This window comes from Pseudomonas sp. NPDC087358, from assembly GCF_044900785.1.
GTDB lineage: Bacteria > Pseudomonadota > Gammaproteobacteria > Pseudomonadales > Pseudomonadaceae > Aquipseudomonas.
Genome location: NZ_JBJDOA010000008.1, coordinates 65,665 through 80,691 on the forward strand (window position 1 = coordinate 65,665; position 15,027 = coordinate 80,691).

A 15,027-nucleotide genomic window follows, 5' to 3' on the forward strand; every position below is an offset into this window, starting at 1 on the left:
CAGCTTGCTCGCGATCTGGTGCGAAGCGCCAGCAAGTCCTGCAACTGCGGTGTGTCTGATACAACCCAGGCGTCTGGATTCACTGCCGGTGCCCGGCAGATCGTCGGCAAGGTGGAGCGCCACCCCGGCAGACTCCCACGCCCTTCGGGCAGAAGCAGCACGCGCCTTTGATTCTGGCTGAAGGCCGCCTTGTGACGAATGCGTACTTGCACATGATTCTGACCGCAGGCCGCCTTGTGACGAATGCGTACTTGCTCTTGATTCTGGCCGAAGGCCGTGGGAGCAAGCTTGCTCGCGATCTGGTGCGAAGCGCCAGCAAGTCCTGCAACTGCGGTGTGTCTGATACAACCCAGGCGTCTGGATTCACTGCCGGTGCCCGGCAGATCGTCGGCAAGGTGGAGCGCCACCCCGGCAGACTCCCACGCCCTTCGGGCAGAAGCAGCACGCGCCTTTGATTCTGGCCGCAGGCCGGCTTGCTGACGAATGCGTACTTGCTCTTGATTCTGGCCGAAGGCCGTAGGCGCCGGCTCGCTGGCGAAGGGGTCTGAGTCATTCAACACAGTCGTGACAGCACTGACGTTTTTGCCAGCAAGCCGGCTCCAGACTGCCTGTACCTCAGCGCGCCTAGCCGCCTTTCTTGCGCTGCTGCCAGGCCGCGGCCAGACCGCTGAGGCAGATGATGGCGATGCCCGCTTGCGCGGTCAGCGATGGGGCGTGGTTGAACACCAGAAAACCCCACATGCCGGCGAACACGATCTGACAATAACCGAAAGGCGCCAGCAACGCAGGGGCGGCGAAGCGGAATGCCTGGGTCAGCATCAGGTGCGCGACCATGCCGCAGGTGCCCAGTGCCAGCATGAACGGGATGTGCTTCCACTCCGGCGACTGCCAGAAGAACGGCACGATGGCGCTCATCAGCAGGCTGTTGAACAGTCCGGCAAAGAAGTTGCTGGTGGTCGGACTGTCATGGGCGGCAACCAGCCGGGTGAGCAATTGATAACAGGCGAAACACAGCGCCGAGCCCAAGGGCAGTAACACGGCCGGGGTAAACAGTTCACCACCGGGATGGACAATCACCATCACCCCGCAGAACCCCACCAGCACGGCGATCCACTGGCCGCGTGACACCTGCTCCTTGAGCAGCGGCACCGACAATGCCGTCACCAGCAGCGGCGCAAGGAAGTTGACCGCCGTCGCCTCGGCAATCGGGATGAACATAAGGCCGCTGGTGAACAGCAGACTGGTGCCCAGCAAGCAGGTGGCCCGAAGCGCCTGTAGACCCGGTTTCTTGGTGCGCAACACACGCAAGCCCGCCGAGGGCATGAAGATGCAAGCCATCAAACCGGTGTGCACCACATAACGCACCCAGACCACCATCATGATCGGGTAAATGCCGGACAGGTATTTGGACAGGGTGTCGTGACTGGAGAACAGAAAAGTCGCAAGGACGATCAGCGCGATGCCCTTGAGCGGCTGGTTGACGCCGGAGAGCGGCGTGCTCGTGGTACTCATCAGCTTTCCTTTGGCCCTGCGTGAGTGCGTGGTCGGTCCCATGCTGCTCTGTGCATTCGGGTAGACAGGGAAAGAATATAGAAGCCGTGGTCAGATAACCAAACAAACGTGAAACATTATTTAGGTATTCCAGAAGGTTCTGGCAACCATTCCAGAATTTCCGCAACCGTGTACACACAGGAATTTGAATGTTGACCCTATCGGCTTGCCAACCTCAAACCCACTGTAGGAGTGAGCTTGCTCGCGAAGACTCAAGTACAAGCGACAATGATGTATCGCCTGTACCGGCCTCTTCGGGCCCGTCGTAACCTCCGATTGCTCCTTTAAGGAGCGTATTCCAGAACTCACGTATCCAGCGACTCCACTCCCAACTCGCTCCAGACCTCTTCGGCCAGGTGAAAGCTCGCATTGGCCGCCGGGATGCCGCAGTAGATCGCGCTCTGCATCAGCACTTCCTTGATCTCATCGCGACTGACGCCGTTGTTTTTCGCAGCGCGCAGATGCAGGCGCAGTTCCCCCTCGCGGTTCATGCCGATCAGCATGGCGATGGTGATCAGGCTGCGGGTGTGCCGCGTCAGCCCCGGCCGGGTCCAGATGTCGCCCCAGGCGTGGCGCGTGATCATTTCCTGAAACTCACCATTGAACGGTGTGAGTTTTTCCAGGCTGCGGTCCACGTGGGCATCGCCCAGCACCTCGCGGCGCACGTGCATGCCCGCTTCATAACGTTGTTGCTCGTCCATTTTCACTCCCGTGAAATCAGCGAAGATTGAAAGCCTGATGGTCAGCCACCGCGCGTTTGATCCAGCGCTTTGACTGCCCCAGGTAATGGGCAGGGTTGAGCAGATTGTCCAGCGCCTGGCCCGACAACTGCGCCGTGATTGCAGGCTCGGCGCCCAGCACCTGGCGCAAATGGGTGCCTTGCTCGACCGCGCGCCTGCAGCATTGCTCGACCAGATGATGAGCCGTATCGCGACCGACCCGCTGTGCCAGGGCGATGCTGACGGCTTCGGCCAGCACCAGGCCCCGGGTCAGGTCGAGATTCTGGCGCATGCGTTGTGCATCGACCTCAAGGCCGGGGATCACCGCCAGCGCCTGTTGCAACGAGCCCGAGACGACGCAGCACAATTCCGGCAGGGTCTCCCATTCCGCGTGCCATAGGCCCAGGCTGCGCTCATGCTCCTGCGGCATGGCGCCGAGCAGGGTCGCGACCAACCCTGGCGCGCGCGTGGCTGCACCGATCATCACCGCCGCCCCCACCGGGTTGCGCTTGTGCGGCATGGTGGACGAACCGCCCTTGCCCGCCGCGGCCGGCTCGAACACCTCGCCCGCTTCGGTCTGCATCAGCAGGCTTATGTCGCGGCCGATCTTGCCCAGGCTGCCGGCGATCATGCCCAACAGACAGGCGAACTCCACCAGACGATCGCGCTGGGTGTGCCAAGGCTGATCAGGCAGATTGAGCTTGAGCTCACGGGCCAGCGCTTCGGCAATCGGGAAGGCCATTTCGCCCAGTGCCGCCAGGCTACCCGACGCGCCGCCGAACTGCAGGCTCAACAGCCGTGGCTTGAGCTCCCGAAGTCGCTGGCGATGGCGGGTGACCGCTCCCAGCCATCCGGCGATTTTCGCGCCAAGGGTAATCGGCGTGGCCTGCTGCAACCAGGTGCGTCCCGGCATCGGAACGCCTGCATGGCGCTGGGCCTGTTGCGCCAGCGCATCGCCCAGGTTGACCAGACCCTGCTCCAGCAGGCTGACCGCACTGCGCAATTGCAAGACCAGCCCGCTGTCCATCACATCCTGGCTGGTGGCGCCCAGATGCACATAGCGTTCGGCGGCTTGATTGCGCGTGGCGATCTGCTTGCCCAGCGCCTTGACCAAGGGAATGGCCGAGTTGCCGGCATTGCCGATGGCCACCGCCAGTGCGTCGAAGTCGTACAAGGAGGCGTCGCAGGCGGCCACGATGTCGTCGACCACCTCGGTGGGCACGGCACCGACAGCCGCTTCGGCCCGGGCCAGCGCAGCTTCGAAATCAAGCATGCCCTGCACGCGGCCATGGTCGGAAAAAATATCGCGCATCGGCGCCTGAGTGAAATAACGGTCGAACAACTGATTGCCGGATCTATTCAACGTACTGCTCCTGACGGCTCGTCCATAGCGGGCATCCTGTGGGCTGATCAGAAGTCAAAGAACACGGTCTCGTCTTCACCTTGCACACGGATGTCGAAACGATAGGCCAACTTGCCGTCGACCGTGCAGCGTTTGGCGATCAATGTCTGGCGCCTCTGCGGTTGCTCGATCAGATTCAACACAGGGTCTGCGGCGTTGCTCTGCGCTTCGTCATCGAAATACAGGCGGGTCTGCAGGTGGATGTTGATCCCGCGGGCGAACAGCGACACGTTGATGTGCGGCGCCATGGGCACCCCGGCGGCGTTACGCACCATTCCCGGCTTGATGGTCCTGGCCAACCATTCGCCTTCGTCGGTGGTCGCGGTGCGGCCGAAGCCGTTGAACGCTTTGCTCACGTCATACTCGGCGTCGTACTCACCGTCAGCGTTGGCCTGCCACAACTCCAGGAATGAGTCGCGAATCAGGTGCCCGTTGCCGTCGTAGACGTGTCCGAGCAGCACAATGTGCTCGCCGGGTGCCTCGGGGCGGGCCATCTCATTCCAGATTTCCTGCTCGCGAGCCGGGTTGCCTGCCGCTTCCAGCGCCAGGCCAATGTGCACGTAGGGGCCAGCGGTCTGGGAAGGGGTTTCTGAAAGAATCTTGACGGGCATGTGCTCCTCCTCAGACGTTTTCGAAGTGGGTCTTGCGCTGGCCGCGCAGGACGATATCAAAGCGGTAAGCCAGGCAATCCATGGGATTGGCCATGCTCATGTCGAGTCTGGCGATCAGGCTCTGCACCGCGTCAGGGTCGGCGATGGACTTGACGATCGGGCACATCGCGATCAAAGGGTCGCCCTCGAAATACAACTGGGTGATCAGGCGCGTCGCAATCGAAGGGCCGCTGATGGAAAAGTGGATGTGCGCCGGACGCCAGTCGTTGGGACCGTTGCGCCACGGGTACGGGCCCGGCTTGACCGTGCGAAAGCTGTAGTTGCCGTCGCGGTCGGTGAGGCAGCGGCCGACCCCGCCGAAATTGGGGTCCAGCGGCGCCAGATAGGCGTCCTTCTTGTGTCGGTAGCGACCGCCGGCGTTGGCCTGCCACATCTCCACCAAGGTATGCGGGATCGGTCTGCCATGCTGGTCGATGACCCGACCGGCGACAATGATCCGCTCGCCAATGGGCAATCCACCGTTATTGAAGTTGAGCAACAGATCGGCGTCGTGACGAGCGAATTGCAGATGGCGAAAGTCCGGGCCGCTGGTTTCCGATACCGACTGCGGGATGCTGACCAGCGCCTGGCGCGGCGAGCGCAGGATCGAAGTCTTGTAATCAGGGGTCAGGGCCTTGGGGTGCCAGTTGCGGTCGCGAATGGCAAAGCGGCTGTCGTGGGCGTCAGACATGCCGGTCTCCTGTTTTAGTTATTGGAGGTCTGCGCCTGCATGCACGGGGACCGGCTGCAGGCGATGCGGCAGTGTCCCGCGCTCTGGACCTCGCTAAAACTGAAAAGAACAGCGGCATCCATAACCAAATGGTTATGGATAGCTCCCCTCGCGGTAGGCTTGACCCACCTCACGCAAGGCGTCTACGCACCACTGGGCCGCGATGGACAGCGGCAATGCCGGATTGCTGCACAGCCCCACCGAGCCGCCCGGCTCGCGCATGCCAAGGTTGAGCTCGACCAGATCACCGCGACTCAGGTCCAGGTGCACCGCGTCCAGCGGCGCGATCCACACCGCATCGCTGCATTGCGCGTAGCGTCGGCTCAACGTCAGCGACAGCGTTTCCAGGCGTTGGCGTGGCGGATCGATGCCGTGTTGAACGAACAGGCTGTCGGCAAACTTGCGGATGGTAGTGCCAGCCAAGGGCAACACCAGGGGAAAGTCTCCCAGCGTTGCACGGTGGTCGCCGGCGCTGAGCAACGGGTGACCGGCGCGCACCACCAGGGTCATCGATTCGCTGTACAGGTGCTCGAAACTAAGGCCCAGGATCTGCGGGCTGTCCGTCATGCGCCCCACCACCAGATCCAGTTCGCCAAGGCGCAATTGCGACAGCAGATAGGCGCTGGGCCCGGTGGCGACACTGACCACCAATGCCGGATGACGGCCATGCAGGCGGCAGATCACCTCCGGCACCAACAGACTCTCGACGGTGGACAACACACCCAGACGCACCGTCACCGGCTCATGTTCGCCACTGCGCAGGCTGTTCACCCCCTCGCGCAGGGACTGCACGCTGGGCCCGGCGTAACGCATGAAGGCCACGCCTGCCTCGGTCAACGCCGCGCCGCTCTTGCTGCGCACGAACAGGCTGGCATTGAGCAAGCCCTCCAGTTCCTTGAGAGTCTTGGACAGCGCTGGCTGGCTGATGGCGAGCTTGTCCGCTGCCTTGGCCAGACTGCCCTGGCGCGCGACTTCGAGAAAGCACAACAGATGACGGAATTTGATGCGGGTGTCGATATTCACGGCAGAAACGCCCTTGTGCGGCGTGGAAACGAGATGCAGCAAGCAGCAGATGCTATCACTCCAGGCGCGCGGTTTGCCGAAGGTAGCGCGCTCAAACGCCAGCGCTGCAAAACCCTCGCGGCTACAGCGACGCCGCCATCTGCCCTGGCTTGAGCACGCCTGCGCGATCCAGCCAGGCTTCGAAGCAGGCGAAGGTCATGCAGGCCGCATCGATGACCTGCGCGTTGTGTTCGGGGTGATCGAAGTCAGCCAACTGTTTCAGGAAGGCTTTCCACAGCCGCCCGGTGTCGCGGCCATAGACGTCGAGAAATTCACCGCCAGTGTCTGCGTCGATCGACAGCCGTTGGGCAATGATTCTGCGCAGCACCTGCCCTCCCAGCGTGGCGCCTTCCATGACATACATGATGCCCAGCAAGTGGGCCTGGGCATCGAGGCCGGGGAGCTCTTCGCACAGCGGCAGGGCGTCGATCTGCGCGTGGTTCAAGCCCAGCGCCTGCAGATCCTTGAGCAATGCCGGGATTTTATGTCGCTCGGGGTCCAAGCCGTGCGGACCGAGAAAGGCGTCGATCCGGCGCTGCAGCGGTACATGAAAGCCATAATAGGCTGCGATGATGCGCGCATAGGTGTGTTGATCGAGATCGGGATGGGTCAGCGGAAGTCTGGCTTCCAGCGACTTGTGCCGCGTGGCGGTGGCTGCGCGGAGCATGTGCAGCACAGGCGATGGCGAGGTCGTGACGTTGCCGGTGGGCAATTGAGGGCTAGCGTGGACCAAGGGCGATGGGCGTCCAGTCAGTGTGGAAGGAGCTTGGAGTACGGCGGCATTCGCAGGTTCAAGGCAAATGGCTACCGCGCACACTAATGCACGCGGCGCCCGGGTGTAAATCAATGGCTCAGAAGATGTAATCGGTGGTCAGGAAGCTTGACTCGCGATTGTGGATGATGTCGCTGATCAGCTCTTTATTGCTCTCCTGGAACTTGGTCGCCACCAGCGTGCGAATCGAGAACACGCGCAATGCGTCATGCACCGACAGCGTGCCCTCGGCCGAATTCTTGCGCCCGTTGAACGGGAAGCTGTCCGGGCCACGCTGGCACTGGGCATTGATGTTGATCCGGCCGACCTGATTGGCGAACGCATCCACCAGACGCCCGACCTGCTTGGAGTCGTTGCCGAAGATACTCAGTTGCTGACCGAAGTCCGAATCGAGCACGTATTCGATGACTGTATCCAGGTCGCGATACGCCACCACCGGCACCACGGGGCCGAACTGCTCTTCGTGATAGACGCGCATGTCCGCCGTCACCGGGTACAGCACGGCTGGGTAAAAGAACTGCTGGTGGGTGCTGCCGCCGCCCTCGTTGACGACCTTGGCGCCCTTGCTCACGGCATCGTCAACCAACCCCTGCAGGTATTCGGTCTTGCCAGGCTCCGGCAGCGGCGTCAGTGATACGCCCGGCTCCCACGGCATGCCGGGTTTGAGCTGGGCGAGTTTCTCTTCGAACTTCTCGAGGAAACTGCCAACCACGTTTTCGTGCACGAACAGGATCTTCAGCGCGGTGCAGCGCTGGCCATTGAACGACAGGGAGCCGGTGATGGCCTCGCTGACGGCGTTGTCCAGGTTGACGTCCGGCAGCACGATCCCCGGGTTCTTGGCGTCCAGTCCCAGGGCTGCGCGCAGCCGGTGGGGCTTGGGGTGGAGTTTTTTCAAGGCACTGGCGGCCTTGTTGGTACCGATGAAGGCGAACACGTCGATCTTGCCGCTGGCCATCAGCGCACTGACGGTCTCGCGACCGCTGCCGTAGATCACGTTGATCACCCCGGCCGGGAAGCTGTCGCGGAAGGCTTCGAGCAGCGGACGAATCAGCAGCACGCCGAATTTTGCCGGCTTGAACACCACCGTGTTGCCCATGATCAGCGCCGGAATCAGCGTGGTGAAGGTTTCGTTGAGCGGGTAGTTGTAGGGGCCCATGCACAGGGTCACGCCCAGTGGCACGCGACGGATCTGACCGAGGGTGTCCTGCTCGAGCTCGAAACGGCTGGAGCGTCGATCCAGTTCCTTGAGCGCGTTGATGGTGTCGACGATGTAGTCGCAGGTGCGGTCGAACTCTTTCTGCGAATCCTTGAGATTCTTGCCGATCTCCCACATCAGCAGCGTCACTACTGCATCGCGCTGCTCGCGCATCAGTTTGAGGAAGGTCTCGACGTGGTGAATTCGCTCGACCACGCGCATGGTCGGCCAGGCACCCTGTCCGCGGTCATAGGCTTTGACTGCAGCGTCCAGGGCGGTCATTGCGGTGTCGGCATCCATCAGCGGCGTACTGCCCAACACCACCGACTCAAGCCCGGCAGCGGTTTTCAACGACACAGGGCTGAGCACCGGCGCCAGAGGGCCTTGCCACTGATGCAGCTCGCCGTTGACCAGATAATCGCGCTGCTCGATGGCAGGGCCTGCACGGAACTGCTCGGGAATCTCATCGGCGCTCGGGTACAGGTTATCCAGGCGGTTTTGCAGGGTCATCGGTATTTACCTCTTCCAGTCGGTCATGGTGCTCGGCAGACACTACGCCACAGCCGGAGGCGAATGAAAAGACTTGCGACAAATGTCACAACCGGGTGACAGACAACGCTCGCCGCGCCGGCAAGCCGGACTGCAACTGGCAGCAATACGAAATCTGTAGGGGCCGGCTTGCTGGCGAACGCGTCAGTCCTGACACTGCAACCTTGACTGTCCCACCCCAATCATCAGCAACCCGGCTATTACGCCACGGCTGTGCGATTGCGCCCTTGGGCCTTGGCCCGAAACAGCGCTTTGTCTGCGTCGTTGAGCAGCATGTGCACGTCCTGGTCGCCAGCGCCCATGCAGGCCACGCCCAGGCTGGCGGTGATGCCCTCGACGTGCTCGCAGGGCAGCTGGGCGATGGCCTGGCGCAGGCGTTCGGCGGTGGTGCGGGCGAGATCGAGGGTGGTGTCGGTCAGCAGCAGCGCGAATTCCTCTCCGCCCAGCCTGCCGCAGATGTCTTCCTCGCCGATGGAGTGGCGAATCACCCCGCCGATCAGTCGAAGCACCTGATCGCCTGCCTGGTGGCCATAGGAATCGTTGATGTGCTTGAAGTGGTCGATGTCGATCATCAATGCGCACAGCGGGATTCGCTCGCGCTTGCAACGCTCGTAGGTGTGCCCGGCCTGGTGAAAAAAAGCCCGGCGGTTTTTCAAGCCCGTCAGCTCATCGGTCTGGGCGGCATGGATGGCGATACTGTGGGCGCAGGCCATTTCCCGCGTCAGGCGGAATGCTCTTTCCATCGCATCGGACAGCTTGCGGGTTGCGCTGATCACGAACGAAGCAAACACCAACGAAGCGGCGGCCATGCCGATCTGGGTCGAGCCAGGCTGAAACAGCAGCCAGAGCGAACAAGGCAGCAGGACCAGGGCAATGGAAACGATGGTCATGCTTCGGTACGCCGAATAGCAGGACACCGCGCTGACCGACATGCCGACCGTGAACAACAGCACCAGCGCCTGCGTCAGCAGATCGCCCGGGCGCATCAACGCCAGGGCACCGCCACCCCAGATCGTTGCCGACAGCACCAGCGTCAGCCAGTAGCTGCGCTCCCAGCGCTGCGGCGTGCGGGTGTCCACCGGACTTCGAAAATAAAGGGTCAACAAGGCCACCCGCAGCAGGGTCGACGCGCTGAGCAGCCCCAGCCAGCAGCCCACCAGCTCGTGGCCCACCCGCTCCCAGCACAACCAGCTCAACATCAGGGCCGCCAGAACACTGCCCAGCACAGAGAAAAAGGACTGACGAAACAGCAGGTGCAAGCGATCGGTCCGCACTTGGCTGCGGATCAGAACATCGCGTTCTTGGACTTCAAGGAGGTACATCGCTTGGCGCCTGCCCATGCCAGGGTGACATGGGGCGATTGTGGCACCCTGCCATGACCCCACACAACTCGCTCGTCATCAAACGGCGGATATTTGGGCCTTGCAGCACACAAACAGCTGAAATTGGCCTGAAACCCGCCGTCTAGACAGTCAAAACCCCTCTTCAACGCTCGATCGGCTACCTGGCCGTCAGGCTGGTCAACATCAATGCGTTGGCCAATGCGGCACCGCTTGCCGTGTTGTCGAAAATGCACCATGCCTGCGTACCCGCGACCTGCGCCTCATGAAGCTCGCGTGCCAGTTGCTCAAGGCGAGCCGGCTCGTAGGCGCTGTGATAGATGCGCGGCGAGCCATGCAGGCGCCAGTATTTAAGCCCCAGCCAGCCGCTGGGCGCGGGGTCGGTGCTGATGCGCGAAGGATCGACCCCGGCCTGGGCAATGCGATGCTGTACCAGCAACGCCTGGCTCCCGGTCCAGGACGCATGCCGCGGTTCGAGCACCACCTGGCCGCTGAAGCGCTCTCGCAGCGCAGTGAAGAACGCCTCGGCGATCGGCGCGTCGAACTGCAACGACGGTGGCAACTGCACCAGCAGGCAGCCGAGTCGATCCGCCAGCAAGGTGCATTGCGAGAGGAAGTCATCCAGCGCCGCCTCGCAGTCCTGCAGACGCTGCACATGGGTGATCAGCTTGGGCAGCTTGACCGAGAAGACAAATCCAGGCGGCACCGACGCCGCCCATTTTGCATAGGTCTGCGGGCGATGCGGGCGATAAAACGAGCTGTTGATTTCCACTGCGTTCAGGCGCGAGGCATAGCGCTGCAAATGCGAGCCGTCGCTGGCAAACGCCGGCGCCTGTTCGCGGCTGAGGCTCCAGCCTGCACAGCCAATGAATGTTGAAGGCGGGCTCAATACAAGACCCTGCCCGCTTCACGCATGAATATCTCGACGGTCTTGGGGCCGATCCCGTCAAACGCCATCAGGCGCTGTTCGAATGCTTTGCGGTCGGCACTGGCGGCCTTCATATCGCCGATCTTGCCGGCGTATTCGTCGTTGAGTTTGCGCGCCAGGGCATGCAGGCGATCGGCGGTGGACTCGTCATAGCGCACGTAATTGGCCTCCCCCAGCATGGCCACCAACTCGCGGTGGGTGCAGTTGGCCAACTTGCGCGGCGTATCGCGCTGGTGCTTGTCGACGATGACCCGGTAGGCGTCCGCGGCGATGGCCGCCTGAATACGCTTGCCCATCAGAAAGCTGGCCAGCAACCATCTGAACAGCCCCTCTTCGTCGGCGTCATCGAGCCTGATGTTCAAGTCGTGGGCGCTGATCTGCTTGGTCATAGTTCACCTCTGTGCACAGACGACGGGCCGTCGGCCACGTGTTGCAAGTCGCCCACGACGTACTGCTGATAGAACGCCTCAGCGGCGAGATTCTTGTCCTTGGCTTCAAACATGATGTCGAAGCGATCGAGGAACCTGAGCGCGTAGGCATTGGTCCAGGCATTCCACATCCGTGCGCTGTGACCGTAAAGGTCGCGCTTGCTGACCACCCTCAGCAGCGCGTCCATTTCCAGCTTTTGCCACGCTGCGAAACCCAGCTGCTCCAGGCTCTCGGACGGCTGGGAGTAATGCATGACCGGCCGCACGCCCCTCCAGCTGTCGATAATGCGTGCCACGCGCGGGTCATCAGGGGCGATGTAATCGTTTTCGTTGATCCAGCAGTGATGAATGTCCAGCACGACCGGCGCCAGATCGGTCAGTTGCAGGCAATCGTCAACCCCGTAGATCTTCTCCTCGTTTTCGAAGGTGATGCAGTTGCGTGCCACCTGCGACAGCCGCGGCCATACGCTGCGGATGCCATCCACCCCCAGACGCCCGGCGATATGCACGTTGCATTTGAAGTCCTGGAAGCATGCGCCATAGCCCATCATGCGGATCATGTCGGCGTGGTATTCGAATTCGGCCAGGCTGTTGTCGACCACCTCGGGTCTGTCCGACCCCAGTACGCAGTACTGGCCGGGATGAAATGACAGGCGAATGTCGGCCTGCCGGGCGACTTCACCCATGACAGCAAAGCCCCGCTCGAGCAGCGAGGCAACGTCCGGGTCCCGATAAAACGCGGCGACTCTCGGGTGACTGTAGAAGGGCAGCAGATCGCTGCTCAGGCGCAACATGCGCCTTGCCAGCGGCAGTTGCGCCACATAGTCCAACAGACGCTTTTGCGCCTGCAGATTGTGCTCGACGACCTGCCGAAGCTTTTCGCCGGCAACCTGGGCCGTCACGCTGTCCATCCAGCGCAAGGTCGTGGTGCGCGGGTTGAGCGCACCCTCCAGCGCCTTGAGCTCCTTGAGCGACAAGTCCCGCTGATGATGCCGGTACTGGCAGGCAAAGCCGATTCGAGCAAGGGTCATGTGTGCGCCATCTGGCCCGTGGGGCCGTTCCTTCAAGACTGAGCGTGTCAAAGATGGACTTTGCCAGAGGCCGGGGAGTTCGCTGTTTTTTCCATCGGGCAGATTCAGGCTCGGCGAGAGGCATCGCAGCTTCTGCGCCCGACACCCGACCGACCCGCTTGCATGAGCCAACGGCCGGCGAGCAGACTGGGCAGCACATTCAGGCTTACGCAGAGGAAGGATTGGACAATGACCACGCAAACCGAAACCGCGCTGCTCGCTGGCGGTTGTTTCTGGGGCATGCAGGACCTGCTGCGCCGCTATCCCGGCGTGTTGTCGACGCGGGTCGGCTACTCGGGCGGTGACGTCGAGAACGCTACCTACCGCAACCATGGCACTCACGCCGAAGCGATTGAAATCGTGTTCGACCCCGAACTGATCAGCTACCGGCAGATTCTCGAATTCTTCTTTCAGATACACGACCCGTCCACGGCCAATCGCCAGGGCAATGACCGGGGCGTGAGTTATCGCTCGGCGATCTTCTACCTCGACGACGAGCAAAAACGCATTGCCCAAGACACCGTCGAAGACGTCGACGCATCGGGCCTGTGGCCGGGCAAGGTGGTTACCGAACTGGCCCCTGCAGGTGCCTTCTGGGAGGCCGAACCCGAGCATCAGGATTACCTCGAACGTATCCCCAACGGCTACACCTGCCATTTCATCAGACCGGGCTGGAAGCTGCCGACCCGGGGTTCAGCTTCGCAGTGACAGGCCGCAGCGTCAGCAAGGGTCAGGCCGCCGCACGATAGAACCTCGTTGTGCAGGTCCAGCCTGACCTGCCGGGATGGCCGGTGGGGCGGTCCAGATCGCCGCCACTGGCCAGTCGCGCGGGTAACGCGACTTCAGCTTTTGCTGTTGCTCTGGCAACAGTCATCGCGCAATGCGGTGACGATCAGCCACACATCACCCGCATCCAGCCAGCAGTGCACCGCTCTACCCCCTCTCGAATCAAGGGTGCGCAGCCGGTTGTCATCAGCGGCACACCCCTTGCACTCCGCTGAACCATCAAACGCTGCATCCCCCGAACGGCGGCCTGTTGCATTGGCGCGCGCTGTCGCCTGCCAAATCCTGATGGACACACGGAGTCATTCCATGAGCAAACGCACTGACACCCTCAAGCTCGGCCTGTTCCTGCGCGCAACCGGACACCACATCGCCGCCTGGCGCGACAGTGGCTCGCAGGCCGATGCCGGGATCAGGCTCGATCATTTCATCGACCTGGCGCGCAAGGCCGAGGCAGCCGGCTTCGACACCTTGTTCCTGGCCGATAGCGTCTCGGTGCGCGGCATCGATGCGCCCACTTTCGACCGGGTCATTGCACCGAGCCTGAGTTTCGAGCCCTTGACGCTGCTTTCAGCATTGGCGGCGGTGACCTCGCGCATCGGCCTGGTGGCCACCGCCAGCACCAGCTACAGCGAGCCTTTCAACCTGGCGCGGCAGTTCGCCTCGCTCGATCAGCTCAGTGGCGGGCGGGTCGGCTGGAACCTGGTGACCAGCAGCGACCCTGACGCGGCGAAGAACTTCGGCGGCGCCTCACAGGGTCAGCAGGCAGCCCATGCCGATCGCTACGGCCGGGCGCGGGAGTTTCATCAGGTGGTCGACAAGCTGTGGGACAGCTGGGAAGACGACGCGCTGCTGCTGGACAAGGAAAAAGGCGTGTTCCTGGATCGCAACAAACTGCACATCACCGATCATCAGGGTGAGCATTTCAACGTGCGCGGGCCGCTGAACGTGCTGCGCTCACCGCAAGGCAAGCCCGTGCTGGTCCAGGCAGGGGCCTCCGAGGATGGACGCGCGCTGGCCGCCGCAACGGCCGAGGCGATTTTCGCCGCGCACCAGAGCCTGGCCGATGCGCAGGCCTTCTACAGCGATATCAAATCCCGCGCCGCCGTGCTGGGACGCAAGCCCGAACACATCAAGATCCTGCCCGGTGTCACCATCTTCACCGCACCGACGTCAGCCCAGGCCCACGCCAAGCACCAGCGCCTGCAGGATCTGGTGCATCCACAGGTTGGCCTGAGTCTGCTGTCGGGGTTGCTCGGTGGCGTCGACCTTTCCCAGCTGCCGCTGGATGGGCCGCTGCCGCAGGACCTGCCCGCCACCAACGCGTCGAAAAGCCGTCAGCAGCTGATCCTGCAACTGGCCGCCGAAGGGCTGAGCATCCGTGAGCTGTACCTGCGCCTGGCCGGCGCGCGCGGTCACTGGACTCTGGTGGGGTCGCCGCAGGAGGTGGTCGACCAATTGCAGGCCTGGTTCGAAGGCTACGGCGCGGACGGCTTCAACATCCTCCCGCCCACCTACCCGGAAGGCCTGGACGACTTCATCTCGCTGATCCTGCCGGAACTCAAACGTCGCGGCCTGGTGCCGGTGGACGGACCGTCCGGCAACACCCTGCGCGAGCGTCTGGGCCTGCCCTACCCCGCGCACCCGGCCACGTTGTTGCGCGAGCAGCCGGTGGTCGTCTGATTGCAGCCGGGGTGATGTCCGAGGCGCAGCGTGTCGCGTCCTGTCGGCGCGGTGAATGGATTCAGCGCTGCCCCGTGAGCGCCCTCAGGGGAATGTAACAGCCATGAGGGTGCCTGATTCTGCCAAAGCACGGCCCCAGAGCGTTCTCGGCGATATCCCCGGGTA

General features: G+C 62.6%; 15 protein-coding genes. 2 read left to right on the forward strand and 13 right to left on the reverse strand.

What is annotated here, in order from left to right; genetic code table 11:
* From ACI2KS_RS19170 to ACI2KS_RS19230, 13 genes are all read right to left on the reverse strand, one after another.
* The coding region (locus ACI2KS_RS19170; protein WP_404622567.1) for a hypothetical protein at positions 1–407 on the reverse strand (407 nt) is incomplete at its 3' end.
* Positions 408–624: 217 nt separating this feature from the next.
* Complete coding sequence (locus ACI2KS_RS19175; protein ID WP_404622568.1) at positions 625–1,512, reverse strand: DMT family transporter; 888 nt, start codon at positions 1,510–1,512, stop codon at positions 625–627.
* A 344-nt stretch (positions 1,513–1,856) separates the two neighbouring features.
* A complete protein-coding gene (pcaC, locus tag ACI2KS_RS19180) occupies positions 1,857–2,252 on the reverse strand; it encodes a 4-carboxymuconolactone decarboxylase (RefSeq protein ID WP_404622569.1) in 396 nt (131 codons plus the stop codon).
* A gap of 16 nt (positions 2,253–2,268) precedes the next feature.
* On the reverse strand, positions 2,269–3,633 hold the full coding sequence (locus ACI2KS_RS19185) for a 3-carboxy-cis,cis-muconate cycloisomerase (protein WP_404622570.1): 1,365 nt from the start codon (positions 3,631–3,633) through the stop codon (positions 2,269–2,271).
* Positions 3,634–3,680: 47 nt separating this feature from the next.
* Positions 3,681–4,283 carry a protocatechuate 3,4-dioxygenase subunit alpha gene (pcaG, locus tag ACI2KS_RS19190; RefSeq protein WP_404622571.1) on the reverse strand — a complete coding sequence of 201 codons (603 nt, stop codon included), beginning with the start codon at positions 4,281–4,283 and terminating at the stop codon, positions 3,681–3,683.
* 10 nt (positions 4,284–4,293) lie between these two features.
* On the reverse strand, positions 4,294–5,013 hold the full coding sequence (pcaH, locus tag ACI2KS_RS19195) for a protocatechuate 3,4-dioxygenase subunit beta (protein WP_404622572.1): 720 nt from the start codon (positions 5,011–5,013) through the stop codon (positions 4,294–4,296).
* 132 nt (positions 5,014–5,145) lie between these two features.
* On the reverse strand, positions 5,146–6,075 hold the full coding sequence (gene pcaQ / locus ACI2KS_RS19200) for a pca operon transcription factor PcaQ (RefSeq protein WP_404622573.1): 930 nt from the start codon (positions 6,073–6,075) through the stop codon (positions 5,146–5,148).
* Positions 6,076–6,196: 121 nt separating this feature from the next.
* The gene (locus tag ACI2KS_RS19205; RefSeq protein ID WP_404622574.1) at positions 6,197–6,781 is read right to left on the reverse strand and encodes a biliverdin-producing heme oxygenase; all 585 of its coding nucleotides are present in this window, start codon (positions 6,779–6,781) and stop codon (positions 6,197–6,199) included.
* A gap of 184 nt (positions 6,782–6,965) precedes the next feature.
* Positions 6,966–8,591: an NADP-dependent glyceraldehyde-3-phosphate dehydrogenase gene (locus ACI2KS_RS19210; protein ID WP_404622575.1), complete on the reverse strand. Its 1,626-nt coding sequence runs from the start codon at positions 8,589–8,591 to the stop codon at positions 6,966–6,968.
* Positions 8,592–8,830: 239 nt separating this feature from the next.
* On the reverse strand, positions 8,831–9,952 hold the full coding sequence (locus ACI2KS_RS19215) for a diguanylate cyclase (RefSeq protein WP_404622576.1): 1,122 nt from the start codon (positions 9,950–9,952) through the stop codon (positions 8,831–8,833).
* Positions 9,953–10,130: 178 nt separating this feature from the next.
* Positions 10,131–10,859 carry a DUF72 domain-containing protein gene (locus ACI2KS_RS19220; protein WP_404622577.1) on the reverse strand — a complete coding sequence of 243 codons (729 nt, stop codon included), beginning with the start codon at positions 10,857–10,859 and terminating at the stop codon, positions 10,131–10,133.
* Positions 10,856–11,287: a DNA methylase gene (locus ACI2KS_RS19225; protein WP_404622578.1), complete on the reverse strand. Its 432-nt coding sequence runs from the start codon at positions 11,285–11,287 to the stop codon at positions 10,856–10,858. Before ACI2KS_RS19225 ends, ACI2KS_RS19220 begins: the two co-directional genes overlap by 4 nt.
* Positions 11,284–12,357, reverse strand: a complete 1,074-nt coding sequence (locus tag ACI2KS_RS19230; RefSeq protein ID WP_404622579.1) for a UV damage endonuclease UvsE — start codon at positions 12,355–12,357, stop codon at positions 11,284–11,286. The genes ACI2KS_RS19225 and ACI2KS_RS19230 overlap by 4 nt, the downstream gene beginning before the upstream one ends.
* Positions 12,358–12,585: 228 nt before the next feature.
* On the opposite strand from ACI2KS_RS19230, the gene msrA reads away from it, so the two are divergent.
* Together msrA and ACI2KS_RS19240 are read left to right on the forward strand one after the other, a co-directional pair.
* Positions 12,586–13,104 carry a peptide-methionine (S)-S-oxide reductase MsrA gene (gene msrA, locus ACI2KS_RS19235; RefSeq protein ID WP_404622580.1) on the forward strand — a complete coding sequence of 173 codons (519 nt, stop codon included), beginning with the start codon at positions 12,586–12,588 and terminating at the stop codon, positions 13,102–13,104.
* A 384-nt stretch (positions 13,105–13,488) separates the two neighbouring features.
* Entirely contained in the window at positions 13,489–14,862 is a 1,374-nt protein-coding gene (locus ACI2KS_RS19240; protein WP_404622581.1) for an LLM class flavin-dependent oxidoreductase, read from the forward strand.
* Positions 14,863–15,027 lie beyond the last annotated feature (165 nt).

Coding starts and splice junctions, on each gene's coding strand:
- pcaC (WP_404622569.1), bottom strand. CDS start 2,252: ATGGACGAGCAACAACGTTATGAAGCGGGCATGCACGTGCGCCGCGAG.
- pcaH (WP_404622572.1), bottom strand. CDS start 5,013: ATGTCTGACGCCCACGACAGCCGCTTTGCCATTCGCGACCGCAACTGG.
- ACI2KS_RS19240 (WP_404622581.1), top strand. CDS start 13,489: ATGAGCAAACGCACTGACACCCTCAAGCTCGGCCTGTTCCTGCGCGCA.
- ACI2KS_RS19230 (WP_404622579.1), bottom strand. CDS start 12,357: ATGACCCTTGCTCGAATCGGCTTTGCCTGCCAGTACCGGCATCATCAG.
- ACI2KS_RS19205 (WP_404622574.1), bottom strand. CDS start 6,781: ATGCTCCGCGCAGCCACCGCCACGCGGCACAAGTCGCTGGAAGCCAGA.
- pcaG (WP_404622571.1), bottom strand. CDS start 4,283: ATGCCCGTCAAGATTCTTTCAGAAACCCCTTCCCAGACCGCTGGCCCC.
- ACI2KS_RS19175 (WP_404622568.1), bottom strand. CDS start 1,512: ATGAGTACCACGAGCACGCCGCTCTCCGGCGTCAACCAGCCGCTCAAG.
- ACI2KS_RS19225 (WP_404622578.1), bottom strand. CDS start 11,287: ATGACCAAGCAGATCAGCGCCCACGACTTGAACATCAGGCTCGATGAC.
- ACI2KS_RS19215 (WP_404622576.1), bottom strand. CDS start 9,952: ATGTACCTCCTTGAAGTCCAAGAACGCGATGTTCTGATCCGCAGCCAA.
- ACI2KS_RS19210 (WP_404622575.1), bottom strand. CDS start 8,591: ATGACCCTGCAAAACCGCCTGGATAACCTGTACCCGAGCGCCGATGAG.
- msrA (WP_404622580.1), top strand. CDS start 12,586: ATGACCACGCAAACCGAAACCGCGCTGCTCGCTGGCGGTTGTTTCTGG.